The organism is Streptomyces sp. NPDC058812, from assembly GCF_042744565.1.
Taxonomy (GTDB): domain Bacteria; phylum Actinomycetota; class Actinomycetes; order Streptomycetales; family Streptomycetaceae; genus Streptomyces; species Streptomyces thinghirensis.
In genome coordinates this window covers 189,850-202,958 of the sequence record NZ_JBHYOB010000012.1, presented here as the reverse complement: position 1 = coordinate 202,958, position 13,109 = coordinate 189,850, and the positions used below count along the sequence as shown (strand labels likewise).

At 72.7% G+C, this 13,109-nt stretch carries 9 protein-coding genes; 4 read left to right on the top strand and 5 right to left on the bottom strand.

The window, feature by feature from the left end:
* Positions 1-10: 10 nt before the first annotated feature.
* Positions 11-1,696 carry an extracellular solute-binding protein gene (locus ACFW48_RS24955; RefSeq protein ID WP_386317999.1) on the bottom strand — a complete coding sequence of 562 codons (1,686 nt, stop codon included), beginning with the start codon at positions 1,694-1,696 and terminating at the stop codon, positions 11-13.
* 411 nt (positions 1,697-2,107) lie between these two features.
* On the opposite strand from ACFW48_RS24955, the gene ACFW48_RS24950 reads away from it, so the two are divergent.
* Positions 2,108-4,996: a glycoside hydrolase family 3 C-terminal domain-containing protein gene (locus ACFW48_RS24950; protein WP_386317998.1), complete on the top strand. Its 2,889-nt coding sequence runs from the start codon at positions 2,108-2,110 to the stop codon at positions 4,994-4,996.
* 49 nt (positions 4,997-5,045) lie between these two features.
* On the opposite strand, the gene ACFW48_RS24945 is transcribed toward ACFW48_RS24950, so the two are convergent.
* Complete coding sequence (locus ACFW48_RS24945; protein ID WP_386317996.1) at positions 5,046-5,747, bottom strand: response regulator; 702 nt, start codon at positions 5,745-5,747, stop codon at positions 5,046-5,048.
* A gap of 5 nt (positions 5,748-5,752) precedes the next feature.
* Positions 5,753-7,027 carry a sensor histidine kinase gene (locus ACFW48_RS24940; protein ID WP_386317994.1) on the bottom strand — a complete coding sequence of 425 codons (1,275 nt, stop codon included), beginning with the start codon at positions 7,025-7,027 and terminating at the stop codon, positions 5,753-5,755.
* 142 nt (positions 7,028-7,169) lie between these two features.
* Here ACFW48_RS24940 and ACFW48_RS24935 point away from each other — a divergent pair, with 142 nt between their 5' ends.
* Both ACFW48_RS24935 and ACFW48_RS24930 read left to right on the top strand, forming a co-directional pair.
* Positions 7,170-8,297, top strand: coding sequence for a glycosyltransferase 87 family protein (locus ACFW48_RS24935; protein WP_386317992.1), 1,128 nt, complete (start codon positions 7,170-7,172; stop codon positions 8,295-8,297).
* Entirely contained in the window at positions 8,294-9,484 is a 1,191-nt protein-coding gene (locus tag ACFW48_RS24930) for a glycosyltransferase family 4 protein (protein ID WP_386317990.1), read from the top strand. Before ACFW48_RS24935 ends, ACFW48_RS24930 begins: the two co-directional genes overlap by 4 nt.
* Before the next feature lie 179 nt (positions 9,485-9,663).
* Here ACFW48_RS24930 and ACFW48_RS24925 read toward each other — a convergent pair whose 3' ends face one another.
* The gene (locus ACFW48_RS24925; protein WP_386317988.1) at positions 9,664-10,521 is read right to left on the bottom strand and encodes a class I SAM-dependent methyltransferase; all 858 of its coding nucleotides are present in this window, start codon (positions 10,519-10,521) and stop codon (positions 9,664-9,666) included.
* Positions 10,522-10,681: 160 nt separating this feature from the next.
* Here ACFW48_RS24925 and ACFW48_RS24920 point away from each other — a divergent pair, with 160 nt between their 5' ends.
* Positions 10,682-11,266, top strand: a complete 585-nt coding sequence (locus tag ACFW48_RS24920; RefSeq protein ID WP_386317986.1) for a TetR/AcrR family transcriptional regulator — start codon at positions 10,682-10,684, stop codon at positions 11,264-11,266.
* 190 nt (positions 11,267-11,456) lie between these two features.
* Here the strand turns inward: ACFW48_RS24920 and ACFW48_RS24915 are convergent, their stop codons facing one another.
* Complete coding sequence (locus ACFW48_RS24915) at positions 11,457-12,902, bottom strand: aldehyde dehydrogenase family protein (protein WP_386317984.1); 1,446 nt, start codon at positions 12,900-12,902, stop codon at positions 11,457-11,459.
* Between the last annotated feature and the right edge of the window lie 207 nt (positions 12,903-13,109).

The following is a 13,109-nucleotide window of genomic DNA, read 5'->3' as shown; positions in this document are numbered from 1 at the left end:
TCGGTGCCGGTCAGCTCGCCGCGGAGCCGCTGTCGTCGAGCAGCTTCTTGTACCAGTCGCGCAGTTCGTCGCCGCCCTTGCTCCGCCAGTCGGAGACGGCCTGCTGCATGTCGCTGACCTTCTTGCGGCCGCGCACGATGTCGTCCTCGAGCTGCTCGAAGTCGTTGGAGAGGTTGGTGTAGCGGGTGGGTTCGGTGATCTGCATGCCGTAGAAGGCGGACTTCTTGGTGAAGGCGCCCATCCGCTGCTGCCACTCCACCTGGCCCCTGGCGACCTCGGGGAAGTCGGGGTGCGCGGTGGTCGGTGCGGGGCTGGCGACCATCACGTAGGCGTTCATCACGTCGATGTTGCCCTGCTCGGTCTTGGTGGGGACGCCGTCCTTCACGGTGTAGTGGGTGCCCTCCACGCCGTAGTTGGTGGCCATGTACTCCTTGGTGCCGTACGGCGCGGCGGTGACGTTGGCGACGGCCAGCACGTCGCGGATCACGTCCTTCGACGCCTTCTTGTTGACGAAGGCGAAGATGCCGGCGGGCTGTTCGGCCCACAGGGTCGGGTCGCCGCCGTCGTGGCTGAAGACGTCCATGCCCCAGACCTGGAACTCCGGGTTCTGCACGGCCTGTTCCGCGGTGCGGCTCCACCACTGGGAGATGTTGTTGGCGTAGATGAGGAACTCGCCCGCCGCGAACTTCGGACCCGGGTCGGTGGCCTGGCTCTTGCCCAGCTTGGCGTCCGGGTGGACGACGCCGGCGGCGAACAGCTTGCGGGTCCACTCCAGCGCCTCGAGGTACTCGTCGGTCTCGACGCGGTACACCATCTTGCCGTCGACGAGGTTCCAGCCGAGCGGCTTCTCGCTGCCGGAGAGCACGCCGAAGGCCTGGAAGGCGGTCCACTTCATGTCCAGGCAGGCCCACCGCTTCGCCTTGGCGTTGGTGATGTCCTTGGCCAGCGCCATGAACTCGTCCGTCGAGCGAGGGACCTCGTACCCCTCCTTCTCGAAGACGTCCTTGCGGTAGAGGGGCACGATGCCGGTGACGTAGGGGGCCGGCTGCGGCAGGCCGCGCAGCTTGCCGCCGAAGATGGAGCGCCGCCAGGCGTCCGTCGGGATCGCCGCGAGGTTCGGGTAGTCCTTGACCGCGTCCCCGGACAGGTAGGGGCCGAGGTCGGCGAACTTGCCCGTGATGGCGCTGGGTATCCGTCCGTTCATGTTCCAGCTCGGGACGACCACCACGTCCGGGACGTCGCTGGAGGCGAGGACCGCGCCGAGTTTCTGCTCGTAGGTGTTGCCGTCCTGGTTCTGCCACCGGACGTCGACGCCGATCATGTCGTTCATCGCCCGGTAGTAGGCGTTGCCGCCGCCGGGCGGAGAGCCCCAGAACGGCGACATGATGGTGACCTCGCCGCCCTTGCCGAGCTTCTCGGGCACCGAGGTCTTCAGGTCCGCGAGGTCCAGCTTGCTGGTGAAGCCGATCGAGGAGCCGTTCTTGCTGGGGATGTCCGGCGCGACCACGTTGCTGGCCACGAACGCCGGCAGCAACTCCTTGGCGTCCTTGTCCGACGTGGTGCCGTCCCTCGAGCCGCCCTCGGATCCGCCGCAGGCGGAGAGCAGCGGCATCCCTCCCGCCACCGCTGCGGTGGCGACCGCCGTGGAGGCGAGGAACTTTCTCCGGCTGGGTCCGGAGGCGGCGTTCGGCGTCATTGCGTCAACCCTTCGTGGCGCACCAGGACACCCGGCGGTGGCCGTCGGCTGCGGTGTCTCGAGTGGAACTGGCTGAGCTGAAGCGGTCTTCGGAGGACTGCCCGGTTTCCGTCGCACACCTCGAGGTGCACCGGGCGCACCAGGTGCACTTCCGGGTGGGAGCCTCGTAGTCGAAGCGCTTCGATGTTGCTGCGAGGTTAAGTGAACGCCTGGGGGTGCACAAGAGTCGACTCCAGAATTCCTCCGAGGTATCGGGGAGACAGGAGTGGCCGAACCGGCTCATGTAACGCCCGGGTTGCGAAGAGAAGTCGGAGGTGGTGCCACCAAGTGGCTTGACACCCACCCCCGGATCGACTGAGCATCGAAGCGCTTCGAAAGCGCCTCGTCGCTCCATCGCAAGGGGAACTCCACGTGACCGCACCCACGCCGCCCACGCCGCCGTTCCGTGATCCGCGTCTGCCGTTCGCGAAGCGCGTCGACGACCTGATGTCGCGGCTCACGCTCGACGAGAAGACCGGGTTCCTGCACCAGTTCGGGCCCGCCGTCGAACGGCTCGGCATCGCCGCCTTCCGCACCGGCCAGGAGGCGTTGCACGGCGTGGCCTGGATGGGACCGGCGACCGTGTTCCCGCAGGCCGTGGGGATCGGCGCCACCTGGAACGAGGACCTGGTGCGCCGGGTCGGCGAAGCGGTGTCCAGGGAGGCACGGGCGATGCGCGCCCGCGACGGCCGCGTCGGCCTCAACGTCTGGTCCCCGACCGTGAACCTGCTGCGCCACCCCCTGTGGGGCCGGAACGAGGAGGGTTACTCCGAGGACCCGAGACTCACCTCGGCCATCGCCACCGCCTACACCCGCGGCCTGCGCGGCGAACATCCGACGTACTGGCGCACGGCGCCCGTCCTCAAGCACTGGCTCGCGCACAACAACGAGACCGACCGGGACACGTCCTCGGCGTCCGTCCGCCCCCGCGTCCTGAACGAGTACGACCTGCGTGCCTTCCGCGAGACGGTCGAGGCGGGCGCGGTGGCCGGGGTGATGCCGGCGTACAACCTGGTCAACGGCCGCCCCAACCACGTCTCCCCGTACCTGAACCGGCATCTGCGCGCCTGGACGGAGGATGATCTCCTGGTCTGCTCGGACGCGGGCGCCCCCTCCAACCTGGTCGACTCCGAGCACTACTTCGACACCCACGAGGAGGCGACCGCCGCCGCGCTGCGGGCCGGGGTGGACAGTTTCACCGACCACGGCACGGACTCCTCGAAGATCGTCGCCCGCGTACGGGGCGCCCTCGACCAGGGCCTGCTGACCGAGGCCGACATCGACGCGGCCGTGCGCCGGCAGCTGTCGGTCCGTTTCCGGCTCGGCGAGTTCGACCCGGAGCACGACCCGTACGCCGTCACCGCGGACACCGCGGCCGCCGACTTCGACACGCCGGAGCACCGGGCGCTGGCTCTGGAGACGGCCGAGCAGGCGGTCGTCCTGCTCAAGAACGACGGCGTGCTGCCGCTGGCCCCCGGCACCCGTGTCGCGGTCGTCGGGCTGCTCGCCGACGAGTGCAAGCTCGACTGGTACAGCGGCACGCTCATCCACCGTTCCACCCCGCTGGGCGGCCTGTACGAGCGGTTCGGCGCCGAGCGGGTGAGCTTCGCGGAGGGCGTGGACCGGGTCCGGCTGAAGACCTCCGCCGGTACGTTCCTGCACGTGCTCCCGTCGGACGGCTCCCCCGACGACGCGCGCGGCACCGAGGGCGCCCTCGACCCGGCCCTGCTGGCCGGCCGCACCGACCTGCCGCCCCTCACCACCGACGCCGCCGGAACCGAACTCGCGCTCGTCGACTGGGGCGAGGGCGTCCTCACCCTGCGCGCACCCGACGGCCGCTACCTCTCGGTCGCCGAGGACGGCTACCTCCGGGCCTCCGCCGACCAGCCCGGCGGCTGGGTCGTGCAGGAGACGTTCCGCCTGGAACCCCACGGGAGCGGGCACCTCCTCCGGCACACGGGGACGGGTCGTCACGTCCATGTCGCCGCCGACGGCGTGAAGGTTGCCGCCTCGGACACCTCCTCGGAGACCTCCTTGGGCCACGAGGCCCCGGAGGTCTTCGAGCTGGTCGTCACCGAGCGCGGCGAGGACGCGGTGACGCGGGTGGCGGCGGAGGCGGACGTGGTCGTGGTGGTGGCGGGCAACGATCCGCACATCAACGGCCGGGAGACCGAGGACCGTACGACGCTGCGGCTGCCCGCCCACCAGGAACGCCTGCTGCGCGCGGCTCGCGCCGCCAACCCGGGCACCGTGCTGGCGCTGGTGTCCGCCTACCCGTACGCGTTCGACGCGGAGGTGCTCCCTGCGGTGCTGTGGACCGCGCACGGCGGACAGGCGGCCGGCACCGCGCTGGCCCGGGTCCTCGCCGGGGACGTCTCCCCCGCCGGGCGGCTCCCGCAGACCTGGTACGCCGACGACGCCGACCTGCCGGACCTGCTCGACTACGACGTGATCGGCGGCCGTCAGACCTACCTGTACTTCGAGGGGACGCCGCTGTTCCCCTTCGGGCACGGTCTGTCGTACGCGTCCTTCTCGTACGCGGACCCGGCGGCGCGGGTGGCGGACGGGGAGGTGTCCGTGTCCTTCACGGTCACCAACACGGCAGACGTCACCGCCGACGAGGTGGTCCAGCTCTACGTCCGCGCCGAAGCCCCGTCGGTCCCGCGCCCGCGCCGCGAACTGCTGGCCCACCGCCGCGTCACTCTTGCCCCGGGGGCCACGGTGCCGGTGTCCTTCGAACTCCCGCTGTCCGCCTTCGCGTTCTGGGACGTGGCGCACGACCGGTGGCGGCTGGAGCCGGGCCCGTACGCCCTGCTGGCGGGTGCCTCCAGCGAGGACGTACGCCTGTCGGTCACCGTGACACTCGACGGCGAGCCCGCCACGCCGCGCCCGGTCCGCGAACGCGGCCTGGCGGCCGCCGACTTCGACGAGCAGAGCGGCACGGAGATCGTCGACCGGACCAGGCTCACGGGCGACGCGGTGACGCCGGTGGCGGGCGGCGTGGGCGAACTGCTCTACCGCGGCTGCGACTTCGGCCCCGGAGTCACCGGGGTGACGGTGGCGGTGGCGGGGAACGAGGGCACCGTGGAGATCGCCCTCGACGGCGGCCCGGTGCTGGCGGTGCTGTCACCGGACGCGCCCACACCGGGACCGTACGACTACGTGGAACTCGGTGCCCCGCTGACCGCCGAGGGCGTTCACGATCTCCGCATCGGACTGCGCGGCTCTCTGCGGCTCGCGCACGTCGGCTTCCCCGGTTGAGGGTCCGGAGGAAGCCGGCATGAGGACGGGGCCCGGTACCGGCGCGTGTCTACCGGTGCCGGGCCCCCGACTCGCCGCCCGCCCGGACCAGGCCCAGTTCGTAGGCGGCGATCACGGCCTGGGCCCGGTCGCGCAGCTCCAGCTTGGCGAACAGCCGGTTGATGTGGGTCTTCACCGTGTGATCGGTGATGGTGAGGCGGCCCGCGATCTCCGCGTTGGACAGACCCCGCGCGATCAGGGTCAGCACCTCCGTCTCCCGGGCCGTGAGGTCGTCCGCCGCGTGGACGGGCAGCCGTGACACGCGCGCGTGGACGAACTCGGCGATCAGCCGCTTGGTGATCTCGGGCGAGAGCAGGGCGTTGCCGTCCGCCACCACCCGGACCGCGTGCAGCAGTTCGGGAAAGGTGGCGTCCTTGAGCAGGAAGCCGCCCGCCCCGGCCGCGAGCGCGTCGTACACGTACTCGTCGAGGCCGAAGGTCGTCAGCATCAGGACCTTCGTCGCGCCGCCGGACGCGGCGACGATCTCGCGGGCCGCCTCGATTCCGTTCTTGTGCGGCATCCGGATGTCGAGGAGGGCGAGGTCGGGCCGGGTCTCGGCGGCGATCCGCACCGCCTGCGCACCGTCCTCGGCCTCGCCGACGACCTCGATGTCCTCCTGGGTGCCCAGCAGGTTCACGAAGCCGGTGCGTACGACCGCCTGGTCGTCGGCGACCAGTGCCCTGATCACGTGTGTCTCCTTTTCCCGCGCCATGGGTGTCACCCGGTCCCCCAGGGGAGTTCCGCCTCCACCAGGAAACCGCCGTCCGGTACCGCGCCCGCGCTGAGCCGGCCCCCGACCAGCGCGGCCCGCTCCCGCATCCCGGTCAGACCGTGGCCCGTGCCGGGAGCGGAGACGGGACCGCACGCGGAGCCTGAGCGAGTGCCGGTGCCAGTGCCGGTGCCGGGGCCCGAGTCGGAGCCCGTGTCCGGACGGGCGCCCGGCGCGGGTCCGTCGTCGCGGACGCGCAGCGTGAGCAGCCGGTCGGCGCCGTAGTCGACCTCCACCACCGTACGGGCGCCGGGCGCGTGCTTGCGTGCGTTGGTCAGCGCCTCCTGGGTGATCCGGTAGGCGGACAGCTCCCACGCGGCGGGCAGCGCCACCCGCTCCCCGGTGACCTTCAGTTCGGCCACGCCGCCCACCGCCCGGTGCTGTTCCACCAGTTCGGCGAGGTGGTCGAGGGTCGGCTGCGGGGCGGTGAGGGCCCTATCGCCCTCGGAGGTGCGCAGGACGCCGAGGAGACGGCGCAGTTCTGCCATCGAGGAGCGGGCCGTGGCGGCGATCTGCTGGAAGCCCTCGCGGCCTTCGGGAGTGAGTCCGGGTGTGGTGTAGGTGGCGCTCTCGGCCTGGACGGCGATCATCGACACCGAGTGCGAGACGATGTCGTGCAGCTCGCGGGCGATGGCGGCCCGCTCGGCCTCGGCGGCCTGCTGCCGCTCCATCGCGATCAACTGGGCCTGCGCCAGATGCCGTTCGGTACGGGTCTCCTCCCGGGAGCGGACCGCGTCGCCCATCATCACGGCCCCGAAGATGACCACGGTCAGCAGGAACGACTCGGCGAACAGGCTGAGCGAGCCCTTCTCCCAGAGCGCGGGCACCGGCAGCTCCATCCGCGACCAGGTGTTGATGTGCACCAGGTTCACGCACAGGGCGCCGAGCGCGCCGCCCGCGACGGTCACGGCGGGGTGCAGTACCCGGTGCCGGCCGAGCGAGTAGCAACCGACCAGTCCGCTCGCCATGATCGAGAGGTACAGGTTGACGTCCCCGGCGAACCCGAGGAGCCCCGCAGCGACCGTGAGCATCGCGACCGGCGGGAAGGACCGCCGCCACATCAGCGAGGCGGCGGACACGAGCACCCCGACCGCGGTCGTCACGGACCCGGGAATGACGATCAGCTCCGTGACCGCTCCGGCGGTCAGGACACCGCCGGTGGCCCAGGGATAGGCGGGTGCGGCGATCCAGGCGCGGAACCGCCGCTGCAGCGACGTACTCATGCGCCCATGATCCCGGCCGGGGCACAGGCGCGCGTCACCGCTCGGGTCGAGTCTGCGGGCGGGAGTCGTACCACGGGTTGAGTCCCAGGTGCGGAGCCTCGGTTGACGCCGTCCGGCCTGCGGGTTCCTAGCGTCGACGGACATGAGGAAGACCCTTGAGGAGCATGCCGCGAAGTACGCCGCCAGGCGCGTCGAACGGTACGCGTGGACCGGGTGCGCGGTCGTCGCGCCGGGGTTCGCGATGGTGTCCGGCTTGGGGCCGCACCGGGTGTGGGGGTGGGTGGCGGGCGTGGGGTACGCGGTCGCGGCGTTCCTGACGTCCGGCTCCGTCCCGCTCCGCGCGGCCCGGTCGGTCGCCGTGCTGGGGGCCGTCGTGCTGCCGCTCGTCGGCCTGGTGGCGGCGGGGCTCGGGCAGTTGGAGGTCGCTGTCGTCGAACGGTCGGGGCGTCTGCTGCTCACGACGGGCAGCCCGTACGTCGCCGACCCCGCGGCCGTGGCCGACTTCAATCCCTACCTGCCCGGGATGGCGCTGTTCGGCGTGCTGCCCGGGGACGCCCGCTGGTGGCTGGGCGGCGCGTTCGTCGCGTCCCTCGCCGCCGCCGGACTGCACCGCGCCCGGCTGCTCGCCTGCCCACTGATCGCGCTGCCCCTCGCGGTGGGCGGGATCGATCTGCCGGTGGTCGGCCTGATGTGCCTCGGCGTCTCATTCGCCGGGCAGGGGCGTCCGGGCCGGGCGGGCCTGGCGCTCGGAGCCGCCGCCGCCCTCAAGTGGACCGCCTGGCCCGCGCTTCCCGTGGCCCTCGCCCTGATCGCCGTACGCCGGGGTGGCCGGCCCGCGCTGCGGTGCGCGGCCGTGGGCCTGGCCACCGCGACGGCGGCGGTACTGCCCTTCGCCCTCGCCGACCCCGCCGGCTTCTACCGGAACGTCGTCGCCTTCCCGTTCGGCCTGACCGCCACCGCCTCCCCCGCCGCGAGTCCGCTGCCCGGACATCTGCTGGCGGTGCACGTCCCCGGCGGCACGGTGATCACCGTCGCGCTCCTCTCGGTGGGCGCGCTGCTGATCGCCCTCTCGCTGGCGGTGCGCCCTCCGTCGACGGTACGGGCGGCAGCCGGGCGACTCGCGCTCGGCCTGGGCCTGGCGACGGCTCTGATGCCGGCGACGCGCTTCGGCTACCTGGTCTATCCGCTGGTGCTGGGCGCACTGGCCCACCGGTCGGCGGGTCGTGCCACCGCAGTGCTCCCCTCCGCGCGCGAGGCGGCCCTCGCATGACGGTCAAGTCCCCCGCCCGCACCCTGATCGTCACGAACGACTTCCCGCCCGGGCGGGGCGGCATCGAGACCTTCGTCCGGGAACTGGCCGACCGCTTCCCGCCCGACGAGGTGGTCGTGTTCACCTCGGCACCGACAGCACCCGCGCCACCGGAGGCACCGGAGGCCTCGGCGGAACCCGGCGGCCCCTTCCCGTACCCGGTGGTCCGCCACCGGGCCCGCACCCTCCTGCCCACGCCCCGCACCACCGCACACGCCGCGTCCGTGGCCCGCCGATACGGCTGCGACCGGGTGTGGTTCGGCGCGGCGGCGCCCCTCGGGCTGATGGCCGGCCGGCTCCGGCGTACGGCGGGTATCCGTACCGCCGTCGCCACCACCCACGGCCACGAGGTGTGGTGGGCCCGCACCCCCGGCACCCGGGGCCTGCTGCACCGCATCGGCGCGGAGGTGGACACGCTGACCTGGCTGGGCGCGAGCACCAGGGGCCCCATCGAGGCGGCCCTCGCGCCCGGGACCCGGACCGCTCGCCTGGTCCCCGGCGTGGACACCACGGTCTTCCGTCCGGCCCTGGACGGCGGCCCGATCAGGGCCAGGTACGGCCTGGGCCACCGCCCGGTGATCCTTTGCGCTGCCAGGCTGGTCCCGCGCAAGGGGCAGGACACCTTGATCAGGGCGCTGCCGTGGGTGCGCAGGGCGGTCCCCGACGCCGTCCTGCTCCTGGCCGGCGACGGCCCGTACGCCCCGGCGCTTCGTCGACTGGCCCTGTGCGAGGGGGTACTGGACTCGGTCGTCTTCGCCGGTGGCCATCCGCACGACGCGCTCCCGCCGTTCTACGCCGCGGCCGACGCCTTCGCGATGCCCTGCCGTACGCGCAGGCGCGGCCTGGAAGTGGAAGGCCTGGGCATCGTCTACCTGGAGGCCGCCGCGTCCGGGCTGCCGGTCGTGGCGGGCGACTCGGGCGGCGCCCCGGACGCCGTGCGCGACGGCGAGACGGGGCATGTCGTCGACGGCCGCTCGGTGGCGGCGACGGCGGACCGCCTGATCAGGCTCCTGCGCAACCCCGGGCTCGCCCGCGAGATGGGCCGGAGGGGACGGCACTGGGTGCGTACGGAATGGACCTGGGACCAGTCCTGCGCGACGCTGCGGGACCTGCTCTCCCGGCCGGCGGGGACTGCCCCGGGCTCCTAGGGGGTGTCGTTCGGATCAGGTCGGTTCCAAGGGACGGCGCCTGGCAACGGAGCCGAGCGGGGCGCGGTGCGTGCAGCCGCACGGCGGAGGAGGGCGACAGGGCGGAGCCCTGGCAACCGACGACAACGCCGCGGATGCGTGCCACGCCCCGCGACCCCGGCAGGATCCGAACGACACCCCTAGGGCCTGGCTGTCGGGCGGTCCGCCGTGACCAGCCAGGACGTGCTGCGCAGCCGGACCGTGCCGTCAGTCGCCTCGTAGCCGCGCAGATGGTCGGTGAGCGCGCGGCGGGCGCGGACCTGCGCGGGTGTGCCGACCTGGCTCAGGAAATGGCGGCCTGGCCCGGTGTTCAGCAGGAACTCCGCCGCGTCGTCGGCTCCGCGCCCCCATGCCCCGTACGCCTCGACCGGATCGACGGCCACGCCGGAGAACCCGGCCGCGGCGAGGACGGCGCGGATCCGGTCCGGGGACGCCAGGGAGAACATGCCGGGCAGCCCCGGCGTGTCGAAGTCACCGAGCGGCAGGATCTCGCGCAGGACCGCCATGGCCGTCACCCAGCCGTTGAGCGAGGGCTCGGCCGGGCAGACGAACGCCAGGCGTCCGCCGGGTCGCAGCGCGCGCCCGATGTTGCGGAAGGCCGCTTCGGGGTCGGAGAAGAACATCACCCCGTAGCGGCTGATCGCCGCGTCGAACGAGCCCGGCTCGAAGGGGTGCGCCTGTGCGTCGCCCTGCGTGAAGGTGACGTTCGCGACGCCGTCCCGTGCCGCCCGGGACCGTGCCTCGGCCAGCATGGGGCCGGACAGGTCGAGGCCCGTGGCGCCGCCTCTCGGTGTCCGGAGGGCGGCGAGGCGCGTGGTCTGCCCGGAGCCGCAGCCGATGTCGAGGGTCCGGTGGCCCCCGGTGAGTCCTGCGGCGTCGAGCAGCGGCTCGTTGAAGCCTTCGTTCACGGCGTTCCACCGGTCCTGGTTGCGCGCCCAGTGGGCGCCTTCGGGGCCGTTCCACGCCTGTGCCTGCTCGGTGTTGACGATCTCCGACACGAGTGCCTCCCGTATGCCGTACGGAACGAAGAATGGGCGTTCACCCAGAGAGTATGGGCGCTTGCCCAAACAGTATGGGCGTGCGCCCATACTGGCAATCCCCTTACGATCCGAGGGTCGCGCCGCTCACGGCGCCGAACGCCGGAAGGAAGAGAGGGCCATGGCACCCCGTGGAGTGGCGACGCCGAACGTGCGCGAGCGACTGTTCGCGGCCGCCGAACGGATCGTGGAGCGGGACGGGCCCGGCGCGCTCACCAGCCGGTCCGTCACCGCTGAGGCGGGATGCGCCAAGGGGTTGCTGCACACGCATTTCGCGGGGCTCGACGAGTTCGTGGCAGAACTCTGCCTCGACCGCTTCGCCCGGACGACGGAGAAGGCGCGGGCCATGACGGGGCTCGCCGGACGGGGCACGGTGGCCGGAAACCTCGACGCCGTCGCCCGCTCGCTCTTCGAGGGCGGCGGCCCCGCCCTGTCGGGCCTGGTCATGACACGTCCGGCGGCGGCCTCACGCGTCCGCGAGGCCATGAAGGACGGTGGCCCCGGCTTCGCCGCGATCCAGGAGGCGATAGCCGACTATCTGGACGCCGAGCGAGACCTCGGACGGCTGCCGGACTCCGTCGACCCGCGCACCGTGGCACTCGCCGTCGTCGGCACCGCGCACCACCTGCTCATGACCGGCTGGCCGGGCTCCCCCGACCCACGGCCGGCCATGAACCGGCTGGTGGCCGCTCTGGTGGGGGGCTAGGTGTGCTGTCCCGGGACAGCACACATAGGGGGTGTGCCAGGGCCGTTGCCCGTCCCGCGCTCGGCGCTCCGGCCCGGTCCGGGGGGAAGCCGTGCCGGTGGCGACGACGGTCAGCACGCCGGTACGCGCCGACGGCCCGAACCCCCGCACAGTGGGCTCGGGCCGTCGGCCTTCTACGGTGTGGCTCCGGTCAGAGCGCGAGCCCCGTCAGGACCAGCACCCGCTCGTAGGTGTAGTCGTCCATCGCGAACTTCACGCCCTCGCGGCCGACGCCGGACTGCTTGACGCCGCCGTACGGCATCTGGTCGGCGCGGTAGGAGGGGACGTCGCCGATGACGACGCCGCCGACCTCGAGGGCGCGGTGGGCGCGGAAGGCGGTCTGGAGGTCGTGGGTGAACACGCCTGCCTGGAGGCCGTACTTGGAGTCGTTGACGGCGGCGAACGCCTCCGCCTCGCCGTTCACCTTCTGCACGCTGAGGACGGGGCCGAAGACCTCCTCGCAGGCGAGGGTGGTGTCGGCCGGGAGGTCGGTGAGGACGGTCGGGGCATAGGAGGCGCCGTCGCGCTTGCCACCGGTGTGGAGGGTGGCGCCCGCGGCGACGGCCTCGTCGACCCAGGACTCGACGCGCTCGGCGGCGGCCTCGCTGACCAGCGGCCCGACGTCCGTCGCGTCGTCGTTCGGGTCGCCGGTGACCTGGGCCTCGACGGCGGCGACGACGCGCGGCAGCAGGCGGTCGTACACGGCGGCGTCGGCGATCACGCGCTGCACGGAGATGCAGGACTGGCCGCCCTGGTAGTTGGAGAAGGTCGCGATGCGGGTCGCGGCCCAGTCCAGGTCCTCGTCGCTCGCCCAGTCGCCGAGGACGACGGCCGCGCCGTTGCCGCCCAGCTCCAGGGTGCAGTGCTTGCGCGGGACCGAGTCCATGATCGCGTAGCCGACCGTCTCGGAGCCGGTGAAGGAGATGACCGGCAGGCGCTCGTCCTGGACGAGGGCGGGCATGCGGTCGTTGGACACCGGGAGGATGCTCCACGAACCGGCGGGCAGCTCGGTCTCGGCGAGCAGATCGCCGAGGATCAGGCCGGAGAGGGGGGTGGCCGGCGCCGGCTTCAGGATGATCGGCGCGCCGGCCGCGATCGCGGGGGCGATCTTGTGGGCGCACAGGTTGAGGGGGAAGTTGAACGGCGCGATGCCGAGGACGACGCCCTTGGGGAAGCGGCGGGTGAGGGCGAGGCGGCCCTGGCCGCCCGCGTCGGTGTCGAGGCGCTGGGCCTCGCCGCCGTTGAAGCGGCGGGCCTCCTCGGCCGCGAAGCGGAAGACGGACACCGCGCGGCCGACCTCGCCGCGGGCCCACTTGACGGGCTTGCCGTTCTCGGCGGAGATCAGGCGGGCGATCTCCTCGGTGCGCTCCACCAGGCGTCGGCTGACGTGGTCCAGGGCGGCGGCGCGGGCGTGGGCGGGGGTGGCGGCGAACTCGTCCCGTACGGCGTACGCGGCGGCCACGGCCTCCTCGACCTGGGCGTCGGTCGGCAGGCTGACCGTGCCGACCTGGCTGCCGTCCCAGGGGGACGTGACGTCGAAGGTGGCCTCGCCGGTGGCCTGGCGGCCGGCGAGCCAGAAGGCGTGGGTGGAAGTCATTGTGGCGTTCCGGCCCTTCCGCGTTGGGGGTGGTGTGGGTGTGTACGGGGGTTGCGGCTCCACGGTAGGGCGGGGCGCGGGGAGGGGCGTTTGTCCGAGTCGTAGTGGTGGGGGTGAGGGATTCGACGTTGTGGCCAGGTGCGGGGCTGGCGTGGGTGGCGTGGGCGGCTGGGGTGGGCGCTGGGGGCGGGTTGTGGAGGGTTTTCG